Raw genomic sequence first — 25223 nt, 5'->3', positions numbered from 1 at the left:
AGCGTTCAGTGCTTGCGCGGCGCCAGGTAGCCGAGCCAGCGGCGTTCGGCCATCTTGAACAGGCGCACCAGGATGAAGGTCAGGCACAGGTAGAATACGCCCGCCGTGATATAGGCCTCGAAAGGCAGGTAGTACTGGGCATTGACCGTGCGCGCGGCACCTGTGATGTCGATCAGGGTGACGATCGACGCCAGGCTGGTGGTCTGCAGCATCATGATCACTTCGTTGCTGTACTGCGGCAGGGCCCGGCGCAGGGCCGATGGCAGCAGGATGCGGCGGTACATCTTCATGCGCGACATGCCCATGGCCTTGGCCGCCTCGATCTCGCCATGGGGCGTGGCCTTGAGGCTGCCAGCGATGATTTCCGCGGTGTAGGCACTGGTGTTGATGGCGAAGGCCAGGCAGGCACAGAAGGTCGCGCTGGACAGCCACGGCCAGAAAATGCTTTCGCGCACCGTCTCGAACTGGGCCAGGCCATAGTAGATCAGGAACAGCTGCACCAGCATCGGCGTGCCGCGGATCACGTAGGTGTACAGCCAGGCGACCAGATTCACCAGCGGCTGCCTGGATACCCTCATCAGGCCCAGCGGAATCGCCGCCAGCAGCCCGAACAACAGCGACAGCGCCAGCAGCTTGAGGGTGGTCAGCAGGCCGCCGAGATACAGCGGCATGGCCTCCCAGACGACGTTGTAGTCGAAAATCATAGTTCAGCCACCTTGACGCCAACCGAGTAGCGGCGCTCCAGATACTTCAGCGCCAGCAGCGAAATACTGGTGATCACCAGGTACAGCGCAGCCACGGCCAGGAAGAAGGTGAAAGGCTCGCGGGTGGCGTCGGCCGCCTGCTTGGCCTTGAACATCATGTCCTGCAGGCCGACCACCGAAATCAGCGCCGTGGCCTTGGTCAGCACCAGCCAGTTGTTGGTGAAGCCCGGGATGGCCAGGCGGATCATCTGTGGCACCTGGATGCGGAAGAACACCTGGCGCGCGCTCATGCCATAGGCCACGCCGGCTTCGGCCTGGCCCTTGGGGATACCGAGGAACGCACCCCGGAAGGTCTCCGACAGGTACGCACCGAAAATGAAGCCCAGCGTGCCGATACCGGCCACCAGCGGGTTCAGGTCGATGTAGTCGTCATAGCCGAGCAGCGGCGCCACCCGGTTGATGATGTCCTGGCCGCCGTAGAAGATCAGCAGGATCAGGACCAGGTCGGGGATGCCACGGATCACCGTGGAATACAGATCCCCCAGCCAGGCCAGCCAGCGCACCGGCGACAAGCGCAGCGCCACGCCGATCAGGCCGAGGACGATGGCCAGGGCCATCGACGACAAGGCGAGCTGTAGCGTCAGCCACGCCCCGTCGAGGATGACTGCCCCATAGCCTTTCAACATGATTGGGATTCCTCAGGGCTTGGGAATGAAAAATGGTGCAAACCTCAGAGCTTCTGCTGTTTGCACCATTGCACAGGTGAAACCCGACGCCTTAGTTCGAGTCTGGACCGTAGATGTCGAAGTTGAAGTACTTCTTCTCGATTTCTTTGTACTTGCCATTGGCGCGGATGGCGTCGATGGCCTTGTTGATGCGCTCGCGGTTGGCATCGTCGCCTTTGCGCACGGCGATGCCGACGCCGTCACCGAAGTACTTGACGTCGGTGAACGATGGGCCGACGAAGGCAAAGCCTTTGCCAGCATCGGTTTTCAGGAAGCCGTCTTCGAGCAGGGTGGCGTCGGCCACGGTACCGTCAAGGCGACCGGCGGCGACGTCCAGGTAGATTTCGTTCTGGGTGCCATATGGCACGACAGTGGCGCCCTTGGGAGCCAGCACTTCCTTGGCGAAGCGGTCGTGGATCGAGCCGCGCTGCACGCCGATCTTCTTGCCCTTGAGTTCATCGAGGCTGTCGCTGACGGTGGTGCCTTCCTTCATGACCAGGCGCGCTGGAGTCAGGTAGTAGCGCTTGGTGAAGTCGACCGACTTCTTGCGGTCGTCGGTGATGGACATCGACGACAGGATGGCGTCGATCTTGCGCACCTTCAGCGCCGGGATCAGGCCGTCGAACTCTTGCTCGACCCAGGTGCACTTGGCCTTCATCTCTTCACACAGGGCGTTGCCGATGTCGTAGTCGAAACCGGCGATGCTGCCGTCTGGCTGCTTGAAGGCGAACGGTGGGTAGGCGGCTTCGATGCCGATCTTCAACGGTTTTTCATCGGCCTGCGACACCAGGGAAAACACAGAAAGCGCCAGGGCGCCAAGCAGTGCGAGCTTCTTCATCAGGTAACTCCATCGGTACGGGGCAATACGAGGCAGGGGTAACAACTGCCCGATATGCGAATGGGTACAACGCGAGCCGCGCAGGTTTCGACCAAGGTCGCAGACCACGAGCGAGTGAGTGGCATTTTAACGACAGCCCGGTAGTCGATATTTCTTCAAAGCGACAACTACTTACAGAAGCGCTTGAAATCGCGGCGGGCGATGTTGACAGCTTTTGCAAAACATGCAAGAGCTCGAGAGAAATAACCTGTAAGCCAAGCAATTACCGGGCCTATTATTGGCAAACCCTTGCGATACGGCAAGTGCAGCGTTTCACCTTGCTGAAAACAACCAAGCGAACGCACCGAAATGACACGGACCTGTTTCCCTGCGCCCCGATCCTGTGCGAAATCGGTGACAGAAGAGTTACCGATGATTGTCGGGTAACAGTAAAGCAAAAACCCCGCCGGTTGCCCTGGCGGGGTTTTGCACCATCCATCGTCTATGCGGCTTATCAGGCCGAAGCCAGGCTCATCGCTTTGTGGGTGTCGATCAGGTGCTGCACCACACTCGGGTCGGCCAGGGTCGAGATATCACCCAGGGCATCGTATTCGGCCGTGGCGATCTTGCGCAGAATACGCCGCATGATCTTGCCCGAGCGGGTTTTCGGCAGCCCCGGCGCCCACTGGATCACATCCGGCGAGGCAATCGGGCCGATCTCCTTGCGCACCCAGTTCTTCAGCTCCAGGCGCAGCTGCTCGCTCGGCTCGATGCCGGCATTGAGGGTGACATAGACATAGATGCCTTGCCCCTTGATGTCGTGCGGCACGCCAACCACTGCAGCTTCCGCCACCTTGGCATGGGCGACCATGGCGCTTTCGATCTCGGCGGTGCCCATGCGGTGGCCGGACACGTTGAGCACATCGTCCACACGGCCGGTGATCCAGTAGTAGCCATCCTCGTCACGACGTGCGCCGTCACCGGTGAAGTACATGCCGCGGAAGGTCTTGAAGTAGGTGTCGACGAAACGATCATGGTCGCCATACAGCGAACGCGACTGGCCCGGCCAGGAATCGAGGATCACCAGGTTGCCTTCGGCGGCCCCTTCGATCAGGTTGCCCAGGTTGTCCACCAACGCCGGCACCACGCCGAAGAACGGACGGGTCGCCGAGCCCGGCTTGAGCGCCGTGGCACCTGGCAGCGGGCTGATCAGCACGCCACCGGTCTCGGTTTGCCACCACGTATCGACGATCGGGCAACGCTCCTTGCCAACCGTCTTGTAGTACCAGTTCCACGCCTCAGGGTTGATCGGCTCGCCCACCGAGCCCAGCAGGCGCAAGCTGGAACCGTCGGCGCCCGCTACGGCTGCCTGCCCTTCGGCCATCATGGCGCGGATCGCGGTCGGTGCGGTGTAGAGAATATTGACCTTGTGCTTGTCGACGATCTTCGACACGCGGGTGATGTCCGGGTAGTTCGGCACACCTTCGAACAGCAGCGTGGTGGCGCCGTTGGCCAGCGGGCCGTAGACGATGTAGCTGTGGCCCGTCACCCAGCCGACATCGGCAGTGCACCAGTAGACTTCGCCCGGGCGGTAGTCGAACACGCGCTCATGGGTCAGCGCGGCGTACACCAGGTAACCACCGGTGGTATGCAGTACGCCCTTCGGCTTGCCGGTGGAGCCGGAGGTATAAAGGATGAACAGCGGCTCCTCGGCGCCCATTTCCTTCGGCGCACAGTGGCTGGAGGCAACCTTCATCAGGTCTTCGAACCAGATGTCGCGGTGCTGGTGCCAGGCGATCTCGCCACCGGTGCGCTTGCACACGATGATCTTCTGCACGCTGTTGGTTTCCGGGTTGGTCAGCGCCAGGTCGACGTTGGCCTTGAGCGGGGTACGACGGCCACCACGCAAGCCCTCATCGGCGGTGATGACAACCTTCGACTTGCAGTCGATGATGCGGCCGGCCAGTGCTTCCGGGGAGAAGCCGCCGAACACCACCGAGTGGATAGCACCGATGCGGGCGCAAGCCAGCATGGCGACCACGGCCTCGGGGATCATCGGCATGTAGATCGTCACCACATCGCCACGGTGCACGTCCTGACCGCGCAGGGCGTTGGCGAACTTGCAGACCTGCTCGTGCAGCTCACGGTAGGTGATGTTGCGGTGTTCGGAAGGGTCGTCGCCTTCCCAGATGATTGCCAGTTGGTCGCCGCGCTCTTCGAGGTGGCGGTCCAGGCAGTTGGAGGAGACGTTCAGAGTGCCGTCGGCAAACCACTTGATATCGACATGGTGGTCGTCGAACGAGGTCTGCTTGACCTTGGTGAACGGCTTGATCCAGTCCAGCCGCTGGGCCTGCTCACGCCAGAAGCCGTCCGGGTTGATCACCGATTGCTGGTACATGGCCTTGTAGGTGGCCTCGTCGGTCAGGGTAGTGGCCGCAACCTCGGGACGAACGGGATACAGTGGAGCCGCACTCATCTGTGTTACCTCGGTGTAATAGTTGTTTTTGTATGGAACCGTTTGTAACTGTACCAGAGCGGGAAAAACCATACGACGATGGTAGTAGCGCGACAGCAAAATCTTCATGCGAACGGCACAGAAGGCTCTAGCCCGCAGCTATCGGCCCGGCAAGGGAAAAATGCGACAACGCCTGCCAGCGGATTGTTACAGATTATGGAAAAAGGCAAAAAAACTTTATCAAAACGCCATCTGTTTCCCTTAGTTGCCCAGGCATAAGATTCACCTCGCCAGCAACGGCAAGGCGATTAACTACTGGAAACAGCCCCCACGAAGGCAATCAGTTAATCCCCCTCTCATCCCGATAGTTGAACTTATGCAGTACTCGCGGCGCCACAAGCGCCGCGTGCCCCCTCACGACCTTAGACAGGTAAAATGAAAATGAAAGCTTTACTGGTATTGGTACTTGGCGGTCTTTGCGGCGCGGCGATGGCCGACGAAGCAAACAATGTCGAGCAGATTCCGGTTGAACAGTACAGTTACTCGCAGCACCTGGACATTGCTCGGGTCATCTCCATGAGCGAAGTGCCCAACGTGTGTGAAGTCGTGCCCGCCCGCATGACCTACGAGGACTCCAAGGGCCAGAAGCACATTCTCGAATACCGCGTGATGGGCAACGGCTGCTCCAACGGCTGATACCTCGAACCGGGGCCCTTGCGGGCCCCGTTCGCGTGCTGGTCCGCCCCGCAACTTCTGCGCCCCTGAAAAGTTAACAGGCCATTAACTAAAAGTTATTTAATCTGCCGACTTGCCCAAGGAATAATCCCGTAACTTGTTGGCAATCGTCGTGTGGGAGACGCCCAGCCGTTTACCCAATGCCCGGCTACTGGGAAACTCGCTCATCAGACTTTCCAGTACCGCCTTTTCAAATCGGCCGACAATCTGCGCAAGATCCCCGTCCAGCGAAAACTCGCCCAACGGTTGCCGCACGCCATAGTCCGGCAAGCGTATATGCTCGCCTTTCACCACCCCGCCTTCGCATAACGAAACCGCCTGGAACAACACGTTCTCCAACTGCCGCACATTGCCCGGCCAGTGATACTGACTGAGCTTGTCCATGGCCGCCGGTGCCAGGCGTGGCATGGCGCAGCCGATCTGCCGGCTGGCCTGGTCGAGAAAATGCTGCACCAGCCCTTCCAGTCCATCCATGCACTCGCGCAGTGGCGGAATGTGCAGCGACAGCACGTTGAGCCGGTGGTACAGGTCCTGGCGGAACTCGCCACGGGCACACAGCTCGGACAGGTCCACCTGGGTGGCGCAGATCACCCGCACATCCAGGTACACCTCTTCGTCGCTGCCGACGCGGCGGAAGCAACCGTCCTGCAAGAAGCGCAGCAGCTTGACCTGCAGGCGCGGGCTCATCTCCCCCACCCCATCAAGGAACAGGGTACCGCCGGCGGTCAACTCCAGCAGCCCCAACTTGCCCTCGGCACGTGCCCCCTCGAAAGCCCCGGGGCCATAACCAAACAACTCGGTCTCGGCCATCGACTCGGGCAGGCCAGCGCAATTGAGGGCCATCAAGGGCGCTTGGCCACGTGGGCTGGCCAGGTGGCAGGCGCGGGCCAGCAATTCCTTGCCGGTGCCGGTCTCGCCTTCGATCAGCAGGGGCGCATCCAGCGGCGCCATGCGCCGCGCCTCACGCACCACCGCCGCCATTACCCGCGAACTCTGGAAGATGCTGTCGAAGCCGCGCAATTCCTGTTTACGCACGTTGTAGATGCGCTCCCCGATGCGGTCGGCGCGGTGCAAGGTCAGCACGGCACCGGCCAGGGCCTCGCTGTCATCGTGCTCGGACTGCAGCGGGGCAATATCGGCCAGGAACACGTCACCTTTGACCTTGATGCGCAGGCCATTGATGCGCGACTTGTTGGCACGCACCAGTTCAGGCAGGTCGAAATCCTCGACATAGCGCGCCAGCGGCATGCCCGGCACTTCGTCGACGCGCACCCCGAGCAACTGCGCCGCAGTGCGGTTGGCCGCGACGATGCTGCCTCCCATGTCGATCGACAATACCGGGAAATCCAGCGCGCCAAGCAGTGCGTTGAGTTCCATATGCCGGCGCTCGCTGGGCATCAGGCCGACGCGCTTGACACCGAATACGCCAGCGATCGACTCGAACTTGGGCCGCAATGCCTGGAACTGCAGATTGATCAGGTTCGGGCAATGCAGGTAGATGGCGTTGCCATGGTCTCCCCCCACCTCGCCGCGCAGCACGTTGATGCCGTATTCCACCAGCAGGTTGAGGATGTCGCGAAGAATGCCGATGCGGTTCTGGCAGTGCACTTTGATACGCATGGATGCTCTCGAAGCGGCGAGATTTTCAACCTCGCACAGAAAAGTCGTAAAGATAAGCTGACAAAAACCCCATCAAGGGCAGCTCGATGAGCCGGATTTTCCGGCATGTGCGGCATTTTGTAAAATAATCGTTACGCAACGCAGGCCAAGGAGCACCTGGCAGCGGCGCTTACCCTCGTGCAAATCATCCACTGAAGGGATATTCCTAGGTCATGTCGTGGACATAACAAGAAAAGCCTCACCAGGAGAGCCACATGAAACAGACGCAATACGTGGCACGCGAGCCCGATGCGCATGGTTTTATCGACTACCCGCAGCAAGAGCATGCGGTATGGAACACCCTGATCACCCGCCAGCTGAACGTCATCGAAGGCCGCGCGTGCCAGGAATACCTGGACGGCATCGACCAGCTCAAACTGCCCCATGAGCGCATTCCGCAGCTGGGCGAAATCAACAAGGTGCTGGGTGCCACCACCGGCTGGCAGGTTGCCCGCGTACCGGCGCTGATTCCCTTCCAGACATTCTTCGAGCTGCTGGCAAGCAAGCGCTTCCCGGTCGCCACCTTTATCCGCACCCCGGAAGAACTGGATTACCTGCAAGAACCGGACATCTTCCACGAGATCTTCGGCCACTGCCCGCTGCTGACCAACCCGTTCTTCGCCGAATTCACGCACACCTACGGCAAGCTCGGTCTGGCCGCGACCAAGGAACAACGCGTCTACCTGGCCCGCCTGTACTGGATGACCATCGAGTTCGGCCTGATGGAAACCGCGCAGGGCCGCAAGATCTATGGCGGCGGCATCCTCTCCTCGCCGAAGGAGACCGTCTACAGTCTCTCTGGCGAGCCTGAGCACCAGGCCTTCGACCCGATCGAGTGCATGCGCACGCCGTACCGTATCGACATCCTGCAGCCGCTGTACTTCGTGCTGCCAAACATGAAGCGCCTGTTCGACCTGGCCCACGAAGACATCATGGCCATGGTCCAGCAAGCCATGCAGCTGGGGCTGCACGCACCGAAATTTCCACCCAAGGTCGCTGCCTGAGCGCCTTGCCGATAACAACTCGAAGCGGAAAACACACCCATGAATGCCTTGAACCAAGCCCACTGTGAAGCCTGCCGCGCTGATGCACCCAAGGTCACCGACGAGGAACTGGCGGTACTGATCCGCGAGATCCCGGACTGGAACATCGAAATCCGCGATGGCCACATGGAACTGGAGCGCGTGTTCCTGTTCAAGAACTTCAAGCAGGCCCTGGCCTTCACCAATGCCGTGGGCGAAATCGCCGAAGCCGAAGGCCACCACCCTGGCCTGATGACCGAGTGGGGCAAGGTCACCGTGACCTGGTGGAGCCACTCGATCAAGGGCCTGCACCGCAATGACTTCATCATGTGCGCACGCACCGACAAGGTCGCCGAGACGGCTGAAGGCCGCAAGTAACCGCGAACGACAGGGCCTGATGGCCCTGTTTTTTTGCCCGCAATCCGTCCGGTATCCGCCCGCAAAACCGACAAGTGACGGGGAAAAGTTACAAACTGTCATCCAGACTTGTGTATCCTGCCCACGCTTCACGAAGCTCCAAACGCGCCTGGCGCAGACTTTTCACTCACACTTGCGAGGAACGACGAGATGCATGAAATCCCGAATCTTCCCTTCCCAAGCCTGAACCCCGAAGAGCCATCCGTTACCGTCCACGCTGAACCGGCGCCTGCCGTCGATCAGGATGGTGACGACCAATCCAGCGCTGACCAGGAATAAACCGCGCAACCCTCCGACTGTGTGAAAACGGCTGACCTGCGGGCTACCCCCGTCATCACGTTTTCACACCGTCACGAACCTCTGCCACGAAGACCCCCATGCCTGACTCACCGCGCCCTCTTGCGGTCACCCTGCAAGTCGTTTCCATCGTCCTGTTCACCTTCATCGGCTACCTGAACATCGGCATCCCCCTCGCCGTACTGCCCGGCTATGTGCACAACGACCTCGGCTTCAGCGCCGTGATCGCGGGCCTGGTGATCAGCGTGCAGTACCTCGCCACCCTGCTCAGCCGCCCTACCGCCAGCCGTATCATCGACAACCATGGCAGCAAGAAGGCGGTCATGTATGGCCTGGCAGGCTGCGGCCTGAGCGGTGTGTTCATGCTGGCCTGTGCCTTCCTCACCCACCTGCCTTGGGTCAGCCTCGGCTGCCTGCTGGTCGGCCGCCTGGTGCTGGGCAGCGCGGAAAGCCTGGTGGGTTCCGGCTCGATCGGCTGGGGCATCGGCCGGGTCGGTGCCGAGCACACCGCCAAGGTCATTTCCTGGAACGGCATCGCCAGTTATGGCGCGCTGGCCATCGGTGCGCCACTGGGCGTGCTGATGGTCAAAAGCCTGGGGCTGTGGAGCATGGGGACGAGCATCCTCCTGCTGTGCGCGCTGGGCCTGCTGCTGGCCTGGCCAAAACGCGCTGCACCGGTGGTCAGCGGCAAGCGCCTGCCGTTCATGCAGGTGCTGGGCAAGGTATTCGCGCATGGTTCGGGGCTGGCCCTGGGCTCGATCGGCTTCGGCACCATCGCCACCTTCATCACCCTGTATTACGCCAGCCGCGGCTGGGCCAATGCGGCGCTGACCCTGAGCCTGTTCGGCGCCAGTTTCATCTGCGCGCGGTTGCTGTTTGGCAACCTGATCAACCGGATAGGTGGGTTCCGGGTGGCAATCGTTTGCCTTTCGGTGGAAACCCTTGGCCTGCTGATGCTGTGGCTGGCAGCGAATGCCGAAATGGCCCTGGCAGGCGCGGCGCTGAGTGGTTTCGGATTCTCGCTGGTGTTCCCGGCGCTGGGCGTGGAGGCGGTGAACCAGGTGTCGGCGGCCAACCGCGGGGCGGCGGTGGGGGCGTATTCGCTGTTCATCGATCTGTCGCTGGGGATTACCGGGCCGCTGGTGGGGGCGGTGGCGTCGGGGTTCGGGTTTGCTTCGATGTTTCTGTTTGCGGCAGCGGCGGCGTGCTGTGGGCTGGTGCTGAGCCTGTATCTTTACAAGCAGGCCCGCCGGCGTCTGGAAAACTGAGATCTGTGGCGCCCTAGAGGGCCTCTCGCGGATAAATCCGCGCCTACATGGATGCGTAGGAGCGGATTTATTCGCGAAAGGGCTGCAAAGCAGCCCCAAGGCCCCTCGAGGTCAGCGCTTGGCGTACTGCAACACCACCTCAAGCGGGTGGCGCATCTGCCGCTCGGTCATGCGCTTGACCTGGCTGCGGCACGAGTAGCCAGTCGCCAGCGCCTCGCCTTCCTTGTCCAGCTTGGTCGCCCACGACTGTTCGAAGATGGTCCGCGAAGTCTCCTGATTACGCGCTTCGTGCCCGTAGGTACCGGACATGCCACAGCAGCCGGTCGCCTCGGTCACCAGCTTCAGCCCAAGGCGGGCAAACACCTGTTCCCACTGCCTGGTGCTGGCCGGCACGTTGGTCTTCTCGGTGCAATGCGCCATCAGGCGGAAGTTGCCCGGCGCAGCAGGCGCCTGCTCCGGCAGCACGTTCATCAGCCATTCCTGTGGCAGCTGCACTTGCGGGCATTCTCCGAGGCCCGGCACCTTCTGGTACTCCTGGCGGTAGACCAGGGTCATCGCCGGGTCCAGCCCCACCAGCGGCACGCCGCAGTCAGCCAGGGCCTTGAGCTGGGTCGCGTTGCGGATCGCCGCCTTGGCGAAGGCACCCAGGAAGCCCTGTACATGCAGCGGCTTGCCGTTGGCGCTGTACGGCGCCAGGAACACCCGGTGCCCCAGGCGATGGGCCAGTTCGATGAACGCGGCCAGCAACGGCGTTTCGAAGTAGCGGGTGAAGGCATCCTGTACCAGCACGATGCTGCGCTCGCGCTGGGCCGGGGTCAGCTCGCGCAGCGCCGGCACGCTGGCCACGCCGACGCGGCAGCGGGTCAGGGTCGACTGGAAATTGAAGCGGCTGATCAGCGGGCTGTCGACCATGCCGACCTTGTCCGCCAGCAGCTTGCTGACCCACTTCGAGCCCATCACCGCGTTGTACAGGCCAGGCGCATGGGCCAGGTACGGAATGGTGAACTCCAGCGAGCCAATCAGGTAGTCACGCAGCGGGCGCTGGTAACGACCGTGGTACAGCTCGAGGAAGCGCGAACGGAAGTCCGGCACGTTGACCTTGATCGGGCACTGCCCGGCGCACGACTTGCAGGCCAGGCAGCCGGCCATGGCGTCATACACCTCATGGGAGAAGTCTTCCTGGCCCTGGTCGCGGGCACGGTTGTTGCGCAGCCGGGCCGGCAGCCCCTTGAGCCACGACACCTTGTTGCGCGCCGCCGCCAGCACGTCGATGTTGGCCTCGCCCTGCAGGCGCAGCCATTCGCGCATCAGCGAGGCACGGCCCTTGGGCGAATGCTGACGTTCGCGGGTAGCCTTCCACGACGGGCACATGGCATCGTTGGGGTCGTAGTTGTAGCAGGCGCCGTTGCCGTTGCAGTGCACGGCGCTGGGGAAGTCCTGCCACACGCGTTCATCGATGGTGCGGTCGAGGTCGCCACGCAGGGTCACGCCGTCGACCTTGGTCAGGCCTTCGGCGCTGTCCGGCGGCGTGCAGATCTTGCCAGGGTTGAGCTGGTTGTGCGGGTCGAAGGCGCCCTTCAGGCGCTGCAACGCCGGGTACAGTTCGCCGAAGTACTCCGGCACGTATTCCGAGCGCAGGCCCTTGCCGTGCTCGCCCCACAGCAGGCCGCCATAGCGTTTGGTCAGCGCGGCCACGGCGTCGGAGATCGGCTTGACCAGCGCAGCCTGGGCCGGGTCTTTCATGTCCAGCGCCGGGCGCACGTGCAGCACGCCGGCATCGACATGGCCGAACATGCCATAGGCCAGGCCGTAGCCGTCAAGCAGCGCGCGGAATTCAGCGATGTAGTCGGCCAGTTGCTCTGGCGGCACGGCGGTGTCTTCAACGAACGGTTGCGGGCGCACCTCGCCTTCGACGTTGCCGAGCAGGCCCACCGAACGCTTGCGCATGGTGTAGACGCGGGTCACCGCTTCGGCGCCCTCGGCCAGGGTATGGCCCAGGCGTTCGACACTGGTATCGCGCTGCAGGTGGTCGATGAATGCCCGGACCCGGGCGTTGACCTCGGCCGGCTCGTCGCCGCAGAACTCCACCAGGTTGATGCCCAGGGTCGGGCGCTCGGGGTCGGCCGGGAAGTACTCGGCAACGCTGTGCCAGACAATGTCCTTCATTGCCAGCATCAGCACCTTGGAGTCGACCGTCTCGATCGACAGCGGCTTGAGCGCCATCAGTGCGTTGGCGTCGCGCAGGGCGTCCATGAAGCTGCTGTAGCGCACGTTGACCAGCACGGCATACTTCGGGATCGGCAGCACATTGAGCTTGGCTTCGACCACATAGCCCAGCGAGCCTTCGGCACCGCACAGCACACTGTTGAGGTTGAAGCGGCCTTGTTCGTCACGCAGGTGCGCGAGGTCGTAGCCGGTCAGACAGCGGTTGAGCTTGGGGAAAGTGGTCTCGATCAATTCGGCCTGGGTTTCCTGAATCTCCCGGGCCATGCGGTAGACCTCACCAACCCGGCCAGGCGCGGCGCAGGCCTGCTCCAACGCGGCGTCGTCGATCGGCAGGCTGTGCAGGCGCTCGCCGCCGAGCAGCACACTGTGCAGTTCCAGCACGTGGTCGCGGGTCTTGCCGTAGGTGCAGCTGCCCTGGCCGCTGGCATCGGTGTTGATCATGCCGCCGACAGTGGCGCGGTTGGAGGTCGAAAGCTCAGGGGCAAAGAACAGGCCGTGGGGCTTGAGCGCGGCATTGAGCTGATCCTTGACGGTACCGGCCTGGACCCGCACCCAGCGCTCCTCGACGTTGATTTCGAGGATCTGGTTCATGTGCCGCGACAGGTCGACGACGATACCGTCGGTCAGCGACTGGCCGTTGGTGCCGGTACCGCCGCCGCGCGGGGTCAACTTCACCTCCTTGAAGCGCGGCTCACCCATCAGGGTGGCGACACGCGCCACGTCATCGGCGTCCAGCGGGAACACCGCCGCCTGGGGCAGGCGCTGGTAGATCGAGTTGTCGGTGGCCAGCACCGTACGGGTGCCGTAGTCAGCGCTGATCTGGCCACGGAAGCCGCTGTTGCGCAGGGCTTCGAGGAATTCGGGGTAGTTGGCGCTCGGCGCAACGGTCGACAGCTGGGCGATCATCGAAGGATGGCCTCTTGATAGTGGCTATTTCACGGGAATCCTGTCGCCCCGGCATGCATTGCTTCATGCAGGGATGACGTATAGGCCAATGTTCCTGTAGTTTCGCTTCAGGGGCAAACGGATAATCCTGCCGCTATCAATGACTTTTATGAATGAATTACCGCCACCTGACACCGTCCATGTCGCTGCTGCTGGCTTTCGAAGCGGCGGCCCGGCATGAAAGCTACACCCGCGCCGCCGCCGAACTGTCGCTGACCCAGAGCGCGGTCAGCCGTCAGGTGCAGGCCCTGGAGCAGCAACTGGGCCTGACCCTGTTCCGCCGCGAGGGCCGCCAGGTGCAGCTGACCGACGTCGGCCGGCTGTACCAGCGCGAGCTGAGCGAGGCGCTGGGGCGCATCCGCAGCGCCACCTTGCAGGCGCTGGCCTACCAGTCCGGGGTCGGCACCCTGCGCCTGGCCACCCTGCCCACCTTCGGCTCGAAGTGGCTGCTGCCGCGCCTGCATGCGTTCTACAGTGCCCACCCGGGGATGCTGGTGCACATTCATTCACGTATCGAAGCGATCAACTTCGACACCAGCGAGATCGACGCCGCCATCGGCGTGGCCAGCCACGACCTGCCCGGGCTGATCTGCCATCGCCTGCATGCCGAGGAGCTGGTGGTGATCCTGCCGCCTGAAGCGAGTGGCGATGCCCAAGGCTGGGCCCCGGCGCGGATCAGTGAAGAGGTGCTGTTGAACGTGGCCAACAACCCCCACGCCTGGGGCGAGTGGTTTTCCCACCATGGCCTGGCGCACCGGGCGATGCGCCTGGGGCCGAGCTTCGAACTGACCTCGCACCTGATTCAGGCGGTGCGGGCCGGGATCGGCATTGGCCTGGTACCACGGATTCTGGTGGAAGAAGAGTTGGCCAAGGGTGAACTGTTCAGCCCGGGGGCGGCGTTTGCCAGTCAGCGCAGTTATTACCTGATCTATCCGCCGCGCAATGAGGCTTTGCCTTCCTTGAGGGCATTTCGGAGTTGGTTGCTGGAACAGATTTGACGCCTGTTCCGACCTCTTCGCGGTTTTACCCGCGAGAGGCCGGAACAGGCAACAAAAAACCCGATGCCAGTCGCCTGACATCGGGTTTCTTCCAGCAATCACTGCTTACTTGGCCACGGTACCAGCAGTGCCATTGGCCAGCGGCCGACGACGCCCCTTGGCCAGGTACGCCAGCAGCATCGCCGCCAGCCACACCGGAATCGCATACACCGACACCTGGATGCCCGGAATCATCAGCATGATGCCGAGGATCAGCACCACGAAGGCCAGCACCAGGTAGTTGCCGTACGGGTACCACAGCGCCTTGAACAGCGGCTTCTGCCCAACGCGGTCAAGGTGCTGGCGGAACTTCAGGTGCGAGTAGCTGATCATCGCCCAGTTGATCACCAGAGTTGCCACTACCAGCGACATCAGCAGCTCCAGCGCATTCTGCGGCATCAGGTAGTTGAGCAGCACGGCGATCAGGGTCACACCCGCCGACACCAGGATCGAACGCACCGGCACGCCGCGCTTGTCGACCTTGGCCAGCGAGGCCGGGGCATCACCCTGCTCGGCCATGCCCAGCAGCATGCGGGCGTTGCAGTAGGTGCCACTGTTGTAGACCGACAGCGCTGCGGTCAGTACCACGAAGTTCAGCAGGTTGGCCGCCACATCGCTGCCCAGCAGCGAGAACACCTGGACGAACGGGCTGCTGCCATAGCTGCCGCCGGACGCATCGATGCTGGCGACCAGGTTGTCCCATGGGGTCAGCGACAGCAGCACGACCAGAGCGCCGACATAGAAGATCAGGATACGGTAGATGACCTGGTTGATCGCTTTCGGGATCACGGTCTTTGGCTTGTCGGCCTCGGCGGCGGTGAAACCAAGCATTTCCAGGCCACCGAACGAGAACATGATGAACGCCAAGGCCATCACCAGGCCGCTGACACCATGCGGGAAGAAGCCGCCGTGGCTCCACAGGTTGCTCACCGAGGCGTCAGGGCCGCCGTTGCCGCTGGTCAGCAGGTAGGCACCCAGGCCGATCATGCTGACAATGGCCACGACCTTGATGATGGCAAACCAGAATTCAGCTTCACCGAAGAACTTCACGTTCATCAGGTTGATGGCGTTGATCAGCACGAAGAACGCTGCTGCCGTGACCCAGGTCGGGATCTCCGGCCACCAGTAATGCACGTACTTGCCTACCGCCGACAGCTCCGACATGCCCACCAGGATGTACAGCACCCAGCAGTTCCACCCCGACAGGAAACCGGCGAAGCCGCCCCAGTAGGTGTGTGCGAAGTGGCTGAACGAGCCGGCCACCGGCTCTTCGACGATCATCTCGCCGAGTTGGCGCATGATCATGAAGGCGATGAAGCCGCAGATGGCGTAACCGAGGATCATCGACGGGCCGGCGGATTTCATCACGCCTGCCGAGCCGAGGAACAGGCCGGTACCAATCGCGCCGCCGAGGGCGATCAACTGGATGTGGCGGTTCTTCAGGCCCCGCTTGAGCTCGCCTGAATGCATGTTTTGTCCACTCATGAACGAAGTCACCTGCATTGTTTTTATCTGTGACGGAATCGGACCCACCGCGCTCGTGGCGCAGCGGAATGGGCAAGGTGGTTACCTTGGGTTTCCTGCCAACGGATACCGCCGGGGCGGATCAGCCAGGTGTGGGCAGGAGTGCGCGGTACGCAAGAGGGTCACAGGTAAAACGCGGCGCACTGTATACCCCTGCAAACGTGCAGGCGTCAACGCGTTGCATCGTTTCCTTGGGAAAAAACGCAGCGATCCTGTGGTAGGAGCCTGAAAAGGCGAAGTGATCGGCGTACATGGCGCCTCCATTTGTTGTTCTGTTGGCCCGGCTCTGTGGACGGGCTTTTGCACATGGCAATGAGCGCTATACCACCGTGGTACGGGGGTTTGAGCAAGACCGGGCGGAATCGGAGCAGAGGCCTCGCGGCGGGCGGAGCGGCAAGTTCTGTTTACACGAGCAGGAAATTTCCGAATTGCCGGCAGAATTCGGGCCGCTATGTATAGTTTTCTTTACAACACGGTTCAGAAACTTGCCAGTCGTCCGAAAAATTCTTTTTGTTCAACAGGTTGGGGCCGCCTGGCGACCCGAATTGTGACAGGCATAAAAAAACCAGCCCGAAGGCTGGTTCCTGATGGCTGCACAGGGCAATCAACCCCGCGGCTTGCCGCGACCACGGCCAGCCGGCTTATCACCGTCAGGCTTGCCTGGGCGCTTGCGCATCTCGCTCGGGCGCTCGGCCACGGCGCTGCCACGGTTGCCCTTGCGCGGTGCTTCGTCACGCGACTGGCGAGCTGGACGCTCGGCCGCGGCACCCTCATGGGCCGGACGCAGGCTGCGCACGCGCTCGTTGCGCCCCAGCGGGCGGCTCGACTTGCGCTGCAGGCGCTCCATCTTGTCCTTGGCCTTGAGGTTCAAGGCTGGCAGCGCAACCGGCTGCAGGCCGACTTCAGCGGCGAGGATGTCGATTTCGCCCTGGGTCATTTCACGCCAGCGGCCCATCGGCAGGTCGGAGTTGAGGAACACCGGGCCGAAGCGCACGCGCTTCAGGCGGCTGACCACCATGCCCTGGGATTCCCACAGGCGGCGCACTTCACGGTTACGGCCTTCCATCACCACGCAGTGGTACCAGTGGTTGAAGCCTTCGCCGCCTGGTGCCTTCTGGATGTCGGTGAACTTGGCCGGGCCGTCTTCGAGCATCACGCCGGCCTTGAGGCGATCGATCATTTCGTCATCGACTTCACCACGCACACGCACGGCGTACTCGCGGTCCATCTCGTAGGACGGGTGCATCAGGCGGTTGGCCAGTTCGCCGTCGGTTGTGAACAGCAGCAGGCCAGTGGTGTTGATGTCGAGGCGGCCGATGTTGATCCAGCGGCCTTCTTTTGGCCGCGGCAAGCGGTCGAACACGGTCGGGCGGCCTTCCGGGTCGTCACGGGTGCAGATCTCGCCGTCGGGCTTGTTGTACATGATTACCCGGCGCGTGGCCTCGGCGGCCTCTTCACGCTTGATCAGCTTGCCATCGACAGTAATGGCGTCGTGCAGGTCGACACGCAGGCCGAGGGTGGCCTCGACGCCGTTGACCTTGATGCGGCCCTGACTGATCCAGGCTTCGACGTCACGGCGCGAGCCGACGCCAATGCGCGCCAGCACTTTCTGCAGCTTTTCGCCGGCTGGTGGGGTAATTTCGGTATTTTGCAGGTCTTGCTCACTCATCTGGGCACCTCCCGGTGTAGGAATGAAATAAGGGTTCTGGCGACGAACGCGCCAAAAGGCCGCGCATCATACGCGGTTCGCTGAGGGAACGCACTGCAGGGTAGAGGCTTTTGTGGGCTTTGGGAGTGAATTCTGCCTAATGGTGGTGTGTGGGCGTTGCCGGCAGAAGAATCAGGGTTCCGACTTGCCCTCTTCCGCCACCGATGCCTCGGGCTCTTCCTCGCGCAGGTCGTCGAAGTCGGTCTTCAGCCCCTCCTCCATGGCGTCGAGCTCCACCAGCAAACTGCGGAAACTGGTCTCGTCCTTCGCCTCGCCGACGGCCTCCTCTTCGCCCAGGCTGGCATCGGCCAGGGCCTGTATGTGCGCCGGCACCGGGGCCTCATCCGGATCAAGCACCGGTTGAGGTTCCATCTCGCGCAGTTCGGCCAGCGCTGGCAGCTCGTCCAGGCTCTTGAGATTGAAGTGATCGAGAAATGCCTTGGTGGTGGCGAACATCGCCGGGCGCCCGGGCACCTCGCGGTAGCCGACCACGCGAATCCACTCGCGCTCCATCAGCGTCTTGATGATGTTGCTGTTGACCGCCACACCCCGCACATCCTCGATCTCGCCACGGGTGATCGGCTGGCGGTAGGCGATCAGCGCCATGGTTTCGAGCAACGCACGGGAATATCGCTGCGGGCGCTCTTCCCACAGCCGTCCGACCCAGGGCGCGAAGTCTTCACGAATCTGCAGGCGGTAACCGGTGGCCACCTCCTTGAGCTCGAACGCCCGCCCGGCGCAGGACTTGGCGAGCACTTCCAGGGCCTTCTTGAACACCTTCGGCTCGGGGCGCTCGGCCTCCTCGAACAGCTCGTAGAGGCGTTCGAGGGACTGCGGCTTGCCCGAAGCGAGCAGGAAGGCTTCGATCAGCGACGCCAGGTCGCGGGGTTCATTGAGGTTCATCAGGTTCTTCGACAGACTCGGGACGCAGCCGCACATGGATCGGCGCAAAGGGCGCATTCTGCACCAGTTCGACCAGCGATTCCTTCACCAGCTCGAGGATCGCCATGAAGGTCACCACCACGCCAAGCTTACCCTCGTCTGAAGAGAACAGCTCGACAAACGGCACGAAAGCCCCCCCTTTGAGGCGCTCCAGCACATCACTCATGCGCTCGCGGGTGGACAGCGTCTCGCGGGTGATCTGGTGGCTCTCGAACAGATCGTTGCGGCGCATGACTTCGGCCATGGACACCAGCAGCTCTTCCAGGCTGACCTGCGGCAGCAGCTTGCGCACCTTGGCCTGGGGGGCCTCAAGACACGGCACGACGATCTCACGGCCCACCCGCGGCAACTCGTCGATGCCTTCGGCGGCAGCCTTGAAGCGCTCGTACTCCTGCAGCCGGCGGATCAGCTCGGCGCGCGGGTCGCCCTCCTCTTCCTCGACCTCTGCCGAGCGCGGCAACAGCATGCGCGACTTGATTTCGGCGAGCATCGCGGCCATCACCAGGTACTCGGCGGCCAGCTCCAGGCGCACGCTCTTCATCAGCTCGACATAGCCCATGTACTGGCGTGTGATCTCCGCCACGGGGATGTCCAGAATGTCGATGTTCTGCTTGCGGATCAGGTACAGCAGCAGGTCCAGCGGCCCCTCGAAGGCTTCGAGGATGACCTCCAGGGCGTCCGGCGGGATGTACAGGTCCACCGGCATTTCGGTGAGTGCTTCGCCGTAGACCAGCGCCAGTTGCAACTGCTGGGGCGAAGCGGCCTGCTCGGCCGGCGCCTCGGCGACTTCCACCTGACTCACGCGTTGACCATGAACGGCGTGGGGTCGCCGCAGCCTTCGCGGATCAGCTCAGGTTCGTCGCCGGACAGGTCGATGATGGTCGAGGCCTTGAGGTCGCCAAAGCCGCCGTCGATGACCAGGTCCACATGGTGCTCCAGGCGCTCGCGGATCTCGTAGGGATCGGTCATCGGCTCGGTGTCGCCCGGCAGGATGAGGCTCACGCTCATCAGCGGCTCGCCCAGTTCGGCCAACAGCGCCAGGGTGATGCCGTGGTCAGGCACGCGCAGGCCGATGGTGCGGCGCTTTTCATGCAGCAGCAGGCGCGGCACTTCGCGGGTACCGTTGAGAATGAAGGTGTAGGGCCCGGGCACATGGGCCTTGAGCAGGCGGAAGGTGCCGGTGTCGACCTTGGCGTACAGCCCCAGTTGCGACATGTCGCAGCACATCAGGGTGAAGTTGTGGGTCTTGTCCAGGCCGCGCAGGCGGCGCACGCGCTCAATCGCCGCCTTGTCGCCAATCTGGCAACCCAGGGCATAGGCCGAGTCGGTCGGGTAGACCACCACGCCGCCCTTGCGGATGATCTCCACCGCCTGGCGGATCAGGCGCGGTTGTGGGTTCTCCGGATGAATCTGGAAAAATTGGCTCACAAAGTCGTCCTGTTCATAGCGCCATAGGCTGTTCATGGCTGAATCGACGCCACAGAGGTGGCAAGTCCTCGGGCAATGGCCGGTAGGCACCGATCTCGCCCCAGGTGCCGGGGCCGTGGAAATCGCTGCCAGCGCTTGCCAGCAGGCCGAACTCACGGGTGAGGATGGACATCGTGCCCACCTGCTCGGCCGGCATCATCCCGTTGACCACTTCAAGTGCCTGCCCGCCTGCCTGAATATAGTCGGCAATCAGGCGCCTGCGCTTGCTGCGGGTCAGATCGTAATGCATGGGATGCGCAAGGCTCACCCAGGCGTTGGACTGGCGCAGGGTGGCGACAGTTTCATCGAGCGTCGGCCAGTGCTGCTTGACGTCGCCCAGCTTGCCGGCCCCGAGCCACTTGCGGAAGGCCTCGGCGCGGTCCTTGACATGGCCGGCGCGCACCAGGAACTCGGCAAAGTGCGGCCGCGCCGGGGCGTTACCGCTGTCGCCCAGCTCTTGCTGCACGGCCCGTGCGCCGTCGAGGGCGCCCGGCATGCCCTTGGCCGCCAACCGTTTGTCGATTTCCTCGGCGCGCAACCAGCGGCCGCGGTGCAAGGCCTCGATGGCCTGGAGCAAGGGCGGCGCTTCGAGCGGGAAGTTGTAGCCCAGCACGTGAATGGTCGCGCCCCCCCAGGTGCACGACAGTTCCACGCCGCTGACCCAGTGCATGCCACGCGCATGGCAGGCCTGGCGCGCCTCGGCCAGCCCTTCGAGGGTATCGTGGTCGGTCAGTGCCAGCGTTTGCACCCCGTGCTCGTGGGCCCGGGCGACCAGGTCCGCAGGCGACAGGGCGCCGTCGGAGGCCGTGCTGTGACAGTGCAGATCAACATTCATGGAGGAGCGCTTTCGCTGGAATCGATGTTTGTTATTATGCCGTCACATCCCGATCCTGGCTGCCATTGTGAAACAATTCATCGATTTCATCCCGCTGCTGCTGTTCTTCATCGTCTACAAGCTCGACCCGCGCCCGGTGGACGTCGCCGGTCACAGCTTCGAATTCGGCGGCATCTACAGCGCCACGGCAATGCTGATCATCAGCTCGCTGGTGGTTTACGGCGCACTGTTCCTGCGCCAGCGCAAACTGGAGAAGGGCCAGTGGCTGACCTTGATCGCCTGCCTGGTGTTCGGTGGCCTGACCCTGACCTTTCACAGCGAAACCTTCCTCAAGTGGAAGGCGCCGGTGGTCAACTGGCTGTTCGCCCTGGGCTTCGCCGGTAGTCACTTCATCGGCGACCGGGTGCTGATCAAGCGCATCATGGGCCACGCCTTGACCCTGCCCGACGCCATCTGGTCGCGCCTGAACGTGGCCTGGGTCGCCTTCTTCGTGTTCTGCGGCGCCGCCAACCTGTTCGTTGCCTTTACCTTCCAGGACTTCTGGGTCGACTTCAAGGTGTTCGGCAGCCTGGGCATGACCGTGATCTTCCTGGTGGCGCAGGGTGTTTACCTGTCGCGTCACCTGCACGACGACCCCTCCACCTCCAAACCCAAGGATTGACATGCTCTACGCCATCATCGCCAGCGACGTCGCGAACTCCCTGGAAAAACGCCTGGCCGCACGCCCGGCGCACATCGAGCGCCTGCAGCAGCTCAAGGCCGAAGGCCGCGTGGTACTGGCCGGCCCGCACCCGGCCATCGACAGCAACGACCCGGGTGAAGCCGGCTTCAGCGGCAGCCTGATCGTCGCCGAGTTCGACTCCCTGGCCGCCGCCCAGGCCTGGGCCGATGCCGACCCGTACATCGCCGCCGGCGTGTACGACAAGGTCGTCGTCAAGCCGTTCAAGCAAGTCCTGCCTTGATTGCCACCGCGTCGCCGATCGAGCCGGCGACGCGGCCTGCCCCGCTCTAATTGCAGGCTCGAAGTGCACGCTCGTCCTCAGTCTGCGGTATCTTTGCCACTGGCGGACACAGAAGACGCCGTCAATGGTTGAATTGAGTGAGTCATGAGCGAGCTGTTACTGATTGATGATGACCAGGAACTCTGCGAGCTGCTCGGCAGCTGGCTGACCCAGGAAGGGTTTGCGGTACGCGCCTGCCACGATGGCGTGAGCGCGCGCCAGGCCTTGGCCGAGCATGCCCCGGCGGCCGTGGTGCTGGATGTGATGCTGCCCGACGGCAGTGGCCTGGAGCTGCTCAAGCAACTGCGCAGCGAACATGCCGAGCTGCCGGTGCTGATGCTGTCGGCCCGTGGCGAACCGCTGGACCGCATCCTCGGCCTGGAGCTGGGCGCCGACGATTACCTGGCCAAGCCCTGCGACCCCCGTGAGCTCACCGCGCGCCTGCGCGCCGTGCTGCGCCGCAGCCACCCCACCGCCACCACCACCCAGCTGGAGATCGGTGACCTGGCGTTCAGCCCGGTGCGCGGCGTGGTCAGCATCGATGGCCGCGACATGAGCCTGACCCTGTCCGAAAGCCGAATCCTCGAAGCACTGCTGCGCCAACCGGGCGAGCCGCTGGACAAGCAGGAACTGGCGCAGATCGCCCTGGGGCGCAAGCTGACCCTGTACGACCGCAGCCTGGACATGCATGTCAGTAACCTGCGCAAGAAGATCGGCCCGCATGCCGATGGGCGGGCGCGGATCGTCGCGCTGCGTAGCCGTGGTTACTACTACTGCCTGTAAGCCAGCATGGGGCCGCCCGCGCCCCATCTTTACCCTGCCTTTACCGTCAGCTGACTGCGCTTGACCTTGATCTCCCTAGACTGAGCTCATCCGGTAACCACCGGCCCATGACAGGAGAGACACCATGCGCAAGACCCTTATCGCCCTGATGTTCGCCGCCGCCCTGCCGACCGTGGCCATGGCCATGCCTGACGGCGGCCCGCGTCACGACGGCCCGCATCATCGCGGTGATGCGCCTTTCGCCCAACTGGACCTGAGCCGCGACCAGCGCCAGCAGCTTGGCAAGCTGATGGGCGAGCAGATGCAGAACCGCCGCGAAATCACCGAGCGCTACCTGAACAAGCTGCCAGCCGCCGAGCAGAAGGCCATGAAAGACGAACTCAAGGCCAGCCACGACAAGACCGACAGTCAAGTCCGCGCGCTGCTCAAGCCTGACCAGCAGAAGAAGTTCGATGAACTGCAAAAGGAGCGCGAAGCCCGCAAGGCTGAATGGAAAGAGTTCCAGGACTGGAAAGCTGCAAAAGCCGCCAAGGCCCAGTAAGCTTCCTCCCCAATGCCCGGCCCGTCCTCAAGCGGGCCGGGCTTTTCCCGTTTTCAGGAGGTGCTCTTGCGTTCTCTGTTCTGGCGCATCCTGGCCAGTTTCTGGCTGGCTATCGCCCTGGTCGCGGGCCTGTCGCTCCTGCTGGGCCACGTGCTTAACCAGGACGCCTGGATCCTCAGCCGCCACCCGGGCCTCAAGACCATGGCCAGCCATTGGGCCAAGCATTACGAGCAAGAAGGCCTGGAGTCGGCCCAGGCCTTCCTCGAGCGACGCAAGCAGCGCTACAAGATCGATGTGCAGGTGCTGGACGACAGCGGCGATGCAGTGGTGCCCGGTACGTTCCCGCGCCGCGCTGCGGCGTTCGAGGCGCGCCAGCACAATGACGAGCGCCACCTGCCGTGGCGGCGCCTGACCGAGGAATACACCAGCCCCGACACCGGCAACACCTACCTGCTGATCTACCGCATCCCGCATCCGGAGCTGGACGCCTGGCACCGTGAGAGCCTGCTCTGGCCGTTGAGTGCGCTGGGCATCGCCCTGGTGGTGCTGACCTTGTTCAGCCTGCTGGTGACCCTGTCGATCACCCGCCCCCTGAACCGCCTGCGCGGCGCCGTGCACGACCTTGGCCAAACCAGCTACCAACAGAACAGCCTGGCCCGCCTGGCTGCCCGGCGTGACGAGTTCGGTGTGCTGGCCAAAGACTTCAACAAGATGGGGGCGCGCCTGCAGAGCCTGATCGGCAGCCAGCGCCAGTTGCTGCGTGATGTGTCCCACGAGCTGCGTTCGCCGCTGGCCCGCCTGCGCATTGCCCTGGCCCTGGCCGAGCGAGCCGAGACCGAGCAGCGCCAGGCCCTGTGGCCACGCCTGACCCGTGAATGCGACCGCCTGGAAGACCTGATCAGCGAAATCCTGACGCTGGCCCGGGTCGATGCCGAGCAGGCCCACGCCGAGCCTGTCGACCTCAACGCCTTGCTCGGCAGCGTGCGCAAGGACGCTCAGCTCAGTGCACCAGAGCAGGAGGTGAAGCTGGAAGCGCAGCCGGGGCTGACGCTGCAAGGCTGGCCGACGCTGATCGAGCGTGCCGTGGACAACCTGGTGCGCAATGCCCTGCGCTTCACCCCGCAAGGGCAACCGATCGAGATCAGCGCGCAGCGCGAGCAGGACAAGATCGTGCTGAGTGTGCGCGACCATGGGCCGGGGACGGCGCCGGAGCACCTGGCGCAGTTGGGTGAGCCATTCTTCCGGGCGCCGGGGCAGGAAGCGGCAGGGCATGGGCTGGGGCTGGCGATTGCGCGCAAGGCGGCGGAGCGCCATGGCGGCAGCCTGCTACTGGAGAATCACCCGCAGGGTGGGTTCGTGGCCCGCCTGGAGTTGCCGCTGGCAGTTGTGACTGGCAGTTGAAGTGACAGCGGGTACCGGCCCTTTCGCGGGTAAACCCGCTCCTACAGGGATCGCCTCAGGCCCGAAGCCCGCGCTGTACCTGTGGGAGCGGGCTTGCCCGCGAAGAATCCGGCGCGTTATTCGCCCCAGGCGCTGACGTACTCGGCAGTCTCGAGGATAGGCGCCGTGCGCGGCTCGGCCATCGGCGTACCGACATACAGGTAGCCGATCAGCTCCTCGTTCTCCGCCAGCCCCAAGCCTTTGTGCACATGCGCATCGAACGCCATGTCGCCAGTGCGCCAAACCGCACCGATCCCCTGGGCATGCGCCGCAATCAGGATGCCATGGGCCGCGCACCCTGCCGCCAGGCGCTGCTCGGACTTCGGTACCTTGTAGTGGTCCTGCAGCCTGGCAATCACCACGATCAGCAATGGCGCGCGCAGCGGCATGGCCCGCGCCTTGTCCAGTGCAGCCTGGCTGGCGTCACCCTTGTGCTGCAACGCTTCGGCAAACAGCTCACCCAGCTTGACGCGGCCCTGGCCCTCGATGGTCAGGAAGCGCCATGGCCGCAGCTGGCCGTGGTCCGGTGCGCGCAAGGCGGCCTGGAACAGCGCCTCACGCTGGGCCTCGTTGGGCGCAGGGTCGGTCAGGCGTGGCACGGAAACACGGTTGAGCAATGCGTCGAGAGCCTCCATCGGCTACCCTCCTGGCAGGTAAATGTGCGGCCATTCTAGC

Annotated in this window: 23 protein-coding genes; 10 read left to right on the top strand and 13 right to left on the bottom strand. The window is 63.2% G+C overall.

The window, feature by feature from the left end:
- Window positions 1-5: 5 nt before the first annotated feature.
- From HU738_RS17870 to acs, 4 genes are all read right to left on the bottom strand, one after another.
- Window positions 6-704: an ABC transporter permease gene (locus HU738_RS17870; protein ID WP_176509052.1), complete on the bottom strand. Its 699-nt coding sequence runs from the start codon at window positions 702-704 to the stop codon at window positions 6-8.
- Complete coding sequence (locus HU738_RS17865) at window positions 701-1390, bottom strand: ABC transporter permease (RefSeq protein ID WP_027921088.1); 690 nt, start codon at window positions 1388-1390, stop codon at window positions 701-703. The genes HU738_RS17870 and HU738_RS17865 overlap by 4 nt, the downstream gene beginning before the upstream one ends.
- A 91-nt stretch (window positions 1391-1481) precedes the next feature.
- The gene (locus tag HU738_RS17860; protein WP_054887054.1) at window positions 1482-2267 is read right to left on the bottom strand and encodes an ABC transporter substrate-binding protein; all 786 of its coding nucleotides are present in this window, start codon (window positions 2265-2267) and stop codon (window positions 1482-1484) included.
- A gap of 493 nt (window positions 2268-2760) precedes the next feature.
- Window positions 2761-4722 carry an acetate--CoA ligase gene (gene acs / locus HU738_RS17855; RefSeq protein WP_054887055.1) on the bottom strand — a complete coding sequence of 654 codons (1962 nt, stop codon included), beginning with the start codon at window positions 4720-4722 and terminating at the stop codon, window positions 2761-2763.
- A 420-nt stretch (window positions 4723-5142) separates the two neighbouring features.
- Between acs and HU738_RS17850 the strand changes: the two genes are divergently transcribed.
- The gene (locus HU738_RS17850; RefSeq protein ID WP_176509054.1) at window positions 5143-5397 is read left to right on the top strand and encodes a DUF2790 domain-containing protein; all 255 of its coding nucleotides are present in this window, start codon (window positions 5143-5145) and stop codon (window positions 5395-5397) included.
- A gap of 99 nt (window positions 5398-5496) precedes the next feature.
- Here HU738_RS17850 and HU738_RS17845 read toward each other — a convergent pair whose 3' ends face one another.
- A complete protein-coding gene (locus tag HU738_RS17845) occupies window positions 5497-7056 on the bottom strand; it encodes a sigma-54-dependent transcriptional regulator (protein WP_186604481.1) in 1560 nt (519 codons plus the stop codon).
- Between the two features lie 254 nt (window positions 7057-7310).
- Here HU738_RS17845 and phhA point away from each other — a divergent pair, with 254 nt between their 5' ends.
- From phhA to HU738_RS17830, 3 genes are all read left to right on the top strand, one after another.
- Complete coding sequence (gene phhA / locus HU738_RS17840; protein WP_054887058.1) at window positions 7311-8099, top strand: phenylalanine 4-monooxygenase; 789 nt, start codon at window positions 7311-7313, stop codon at window positions 8097-8099.
- A gap of 39 nt (window positions 8100-8138) precedes the next feature.
- A complete protein-coding gene (locus tag HU738_RS17835) occupies window positions 8139-8495 on the top strand; it encodes a 4a-hydroxytetrahydrobiopterin dehydratase (protein WP_054887059.1) in 357 nt (118 codons plus the stop codon).
- 416 nt (window positions 8496-8911) lie between these two features.
- Window positions 8912-10099 carry an MFS transporter gene (locus HU738_RS17830; RefSeq protein ID WP_186604479.1) on the top strand — a complete coding sequence of 396 codons (1188 nt, stop codon included), beginning with the start codon at window positions 8912-8914 and terminating at the stop codon, window positions 10097-10099.
- Between the two features lie 111 nt (window positions 10100-10210).
- Here HU738_RS17830 and ydiJ read toward each other — a convergent pair whose 3' ends face one another.
- Window positions 10211-13231 carry a D-2-hydroxyglutarate dehydrogenase YdiJ gene (gene ydiJ, locus HU738_RS17825; protein ID WP_186604477.1) on the bottom strand — a complete coding sequence of 1007 codons (3021 nt, stop codon included), beginning with the start codon at window positions 13229-13231 and terminating at the stop codon, window positions 10211-10213.
- A 152-nt stretch (window positions 13232-13383) separates the two neighbouring features.
- On the opposite strand from ydiJ, the gene HU738_RS17820 reads away from it, so the two are divergent.
- On the top strand, window positions 13384-14268 hold the full coding sequence (locus HU738_RS17820) for a LysR substrate-binding domain-containing protein (protein ID WP_186604475.1): 885 nt from the start codon (window positions 13384-13386) through the stop codon (window positions 14266-14268).
- A 105-nt stretch (window positions 14269-14373) separates the two neighbouring features.
- On the opposite strand, the gene HU738_RS17815 is transcribed toward HU738_RS17820, so the two are convergent.
- From HU738_RS17815 to HU738_RS17790, 6 genes are all read right to left on the bottom strand, one after another.
- A complete protein-coding gene (locus HU738_RS17815) occupies window positions 14374-15792 on the bottom strand; it encodes an amino acid permease (RefSeq protein WP_186604473.1) in 1419 nt (472 codons plus the stop codon).
- A 643-nt stretch (window positions 15793-16435) separates the two neighbouring features.
- A complete protein-coding gene (gene rluB, locus HU738_RS17810; protein ID WP_176507938.1) occupies window positions 16436-17500 on the bottom strand; it encodes a 23S rRNA pseudouridine(2605) synthase RluB in 1065 nt (354 codons plus the stop codon).
- Window positions 17501-17671: 171 nt separating this feature from the next.
- On the bottom strand, window positions 17672-18442 hold the full coding sequence (gene scpB / locus HU738_RS17805; protein WP_186604471.1) for an SMC-Scp complex subunit ScpB: 771 nt from the start codon (window positions 18440-18442) through the stop codon (window positions 17672-17674).
- Complete coding sequence (locus HU738_RS17800; protein WP_496198494.1) at window positions 18429-19283, bottom strand: segregation and condensation protein A; 855 nt, start codon at window positions 19281-19283, stop codon at window positions 18429-18431. The genes scpB and HU738_RS17800 overlap by 14 nt, the downstream gene beginning before the upstream one ends.
- The gene (locus HU738_RS17795) at window positions 19280-19909 is read right to left on the bottom strand and encodes an L-threonylcarbamoyladenylate synthase (protein ID WP_176507936.1); all 630 of its coding nucleotides are present in this window, start codon (window positions 19907-19909) and stop codon (window positions 19280-19282) included. Before HU738_RS17795 ends, HU738_RS17800 begins: the two co-directional genes overlap by 4 nt.
- Window positions 19910-19922: 13 nt before the next feature.
- Window positions 19923-20783 carry a PHP domain-containing protein gene (locus tag HU738_RS17790; protein ID WP_186604469.1) on the bottom strand — a complete coding sequence of 287 codons (861 nt, stop codon included), beginning with the start codon at window positions 20781-20783 and terminating at the stop codon, window positions 19923-19925.
- Window positions 20784-20850: 67 nt separating this feature from the next.
- Between HU738_RS17790 and HU738_RS17785 the strand changes: the two genes are divergently transcribed.
- From HU738_RS17785 to HU738_RS17765, 5 genes are all read left to right on the top strand, one after another.
- Complete coding sequence (locus HU738_RS17785; RefSeq protein ID WP_186604467.1) at window positions 20851-21444, top strand: septation protein A; 594 nt, start codon at window positions 20851-20853, stop codon at window positions 21442-21444.
- A gap of 1 nt (window position 21445) precedes the next feature.
- The gene (locus HU738_RS17780; protein ID WP_015271283.1) at window positions 21446-21745 is read left to right on the top strand and encodes a YciI family protein; all 300 of its coding nucleotides are present in this window, start codon (window positions 21446-21448) and stop codon (window positions 21743-21745) included.
- A 144-nt stretch (window positions 21746-21889) separates the two neighbouring features.
- Window positions 21890-22567, top strand: coding sequence for a response regulator transcription factor (locus HU738_RS17775; protein ID WP_176507933.1), 678 nt, complete (start codon window positions 21890-21892; stop codon window positions 22565-22567).
- Between the two features lie 124 nt (window positions 22568-22691).
- On the top strand, window positions 22692-23108 hold the full coding sequence (locus tag HU738_RS17770; protein ID WP_186604465.1) for a Spy/CpxP family protein refolding chaperone: 417 nt from the start codon (window positions 22692-22694) through the stop codon (window positions 23106-23108).
- A gap of 60 nt (window positions 23109-23168) precedes the next feature.
- Window positions 23169-24509: a sensor histidine kinase gene (locus HU738_RS17765; RefSeq protein WP_186604463.1), complete on the top strand. Its 1341-nt coding sequence runs from the start codon at window positions 23169-23171 to the stop codon at window positions 24507-24509.
- A gap of 116 nt (window positions 24510-24625) precedes the next feature.
- Here HU738_RS17765 and HU738_RS17760 read toward each other — a convergent pair whose 3' ends face one another.
- Complete coding sequence (locus HU738_RS17760) at window positions 24626-25183, bottom strand: nitroreductase family protein (protein WP_176507930.1); 558 nt, start codon at window positions 25181-25183, stop codon at window positions 24626-24628.
- Between the last annotated feature and the right edge of the window lie 40 nt (window positions 25184-25223).

It is taken from the genome of Pseudomonas vlassakiae (assembly GCF_014269035.2).
GTDB lineage: Bacteria > Pseudomonadota > Gammaproteobacteria > Pseudomonadales > Pseudomonadaceae > Aquipseudomonas > Aquipseudomonas vlassakiae.
Note: the sequence above shows the minus strand (reverse complement) of the source record. Positions and strands in the feature narration are given on the sequence as shown.

What these genes read in the sequence shown, in the direction of transcription:
- HU738_RS17870 (WP_176509052.1), bottom strand. Translation starts at nt 704, where the DNA reads ATGATTTTCGACTACAACGTCGTCTGGGAGGCCATGCCGCTGTATCTC.
- HU738_RS17865 (WP_027921088.1), bottom strand. Translation starts at nt 1,390, where the DNA reads ATGTTGAAAGGCTATGGGGCAGTCATCCTCGACGGGGCGTGGCTGACG.
- HU738_RS17860 (WP_054887054.1), bottom strand. Translation starts at nt 2,267, where the DNA reads ATGAAGAAGCTCGCACTGCTTGGCGCCCTGGCGCTTTCTGTGTTTTCC.
- acs (WP_054887055.1), bottom strand. Translation starts at nt 4,722, where the DNA reads ATGAGTGCGGCTCCACTGTATCCCGTTCGTCCCGAGGTTGCGGCCACT.
- HU738_RS17850 (WP_176509054.1), top strand. Translation starts at nt 5,143, where the DNA reads ATGAAAGCTTTACTGGTATTGGTACTTGGCGGTCTTTGCGGCGCGGCG.
- HU738_RS17845 (WP_186604481.1), bottom strand. Translation starts at nt 7,056, where the DNA reads ATGCGTATCAAAGTGCACTGCCAGAACCGCATCGGCATTCTTCGCGAC.
- phhA (WP_054887058.1), top strand. Translation starts at nt 7,311, where the DNA reads ATGAAACAGACGCAATACGTGGCACGCGAGCCCGATGCGCATGGTTTT.
- HU738_RS17835 (WP_054887059.1), top strand. Translation starts at nt 8,139, where the DNA reads ATGAATGCCTTGAACCAAGCCCACTGTGAAGCCTGCCGCGCTGATGCA.
- HU738_RS17830 (WP_186604479.1), top strand. Translation starts at nt 8,912, where the DNA reads ATGCCTGACTCACCGCGCCCTCTTGCGGTCACCCTGCAAGTCGTTTCC.
- ydiJ (WP_186604477.1), bottom strand. Translation starts at nt 13,231, where the DNA reads ATGATCGCCCAGCTGTCGACCGTTGCGCCGAGCGCCAACTACCCCGAA.
- HU738_RS17820 (WP_186604475.1), top strand. Translation starts at nt 13,384, where the DNA reads ATGAATTACCGCCACCTGACACCGTCCATGTCGCTGCTGCTGGCTTTC.
- HU738_RS17815 (WP_186604473.1), bottom strand. Translation starts at nt 15,792, where the DNA reads ATGAGTGGACAAAACATGCATTCAGGCGAGCTCAAGCGGGGCCTGAAG.
- rluB (WP_176507938.1), bottom strand. Translation starts at nt 17,500, where the DNA reads ATGAGTGAGCAAGACCTGCAAAATACCGAAATTACCCCACCAGCCGGC.
- scpB (WP_186604471.1), bottom strand. Translation starts at nt 18,442, where the DNA reads ATGAACCTCAATGAACCCCGCGACCTGGCGTCGCTGATCGAAGCCTTC.
- HU738_RS17790 (WP_186604469.1), bottom strand. Translation starts at nt 20,783, where the DNA reads ATGAATGTTGATCTGCACTGTCACAGCACGGCCTCCGACGGCGCCCTG.
- HU738_RS17780 (WP_015271283.1), top strand. Translation starts at nt 21,446, where the DNA reads ATGCTCTACGCCATCATCGCCAGCGACGTCGCGAACTCCCTGGAAAAA.
- HU738_RS17775 (WP_176507933.1), top strand. Translation starts at nt 21,890, where the DNA reads ATGAGCGAGCTGTTACTGATTGATGATGACCAGGAACTCTGCGAGCTG.
- HU738_RS17770 (WP_186604465.1), top strand. Translation starts at nt 22,692, where the DNA reads ATGCGCAAGACCCTTATCGCCCTGATGTTCGCCGCCGCCCTGCCGACC.
- HU738_RS17760 (WP_176507930.1), bottom strand. Translation starts at nt 25,183, where the DNA reads ATGGAGGCTCTCGACGCATTGCTCAACCGTGTTTCCGTGCCACGCCTG.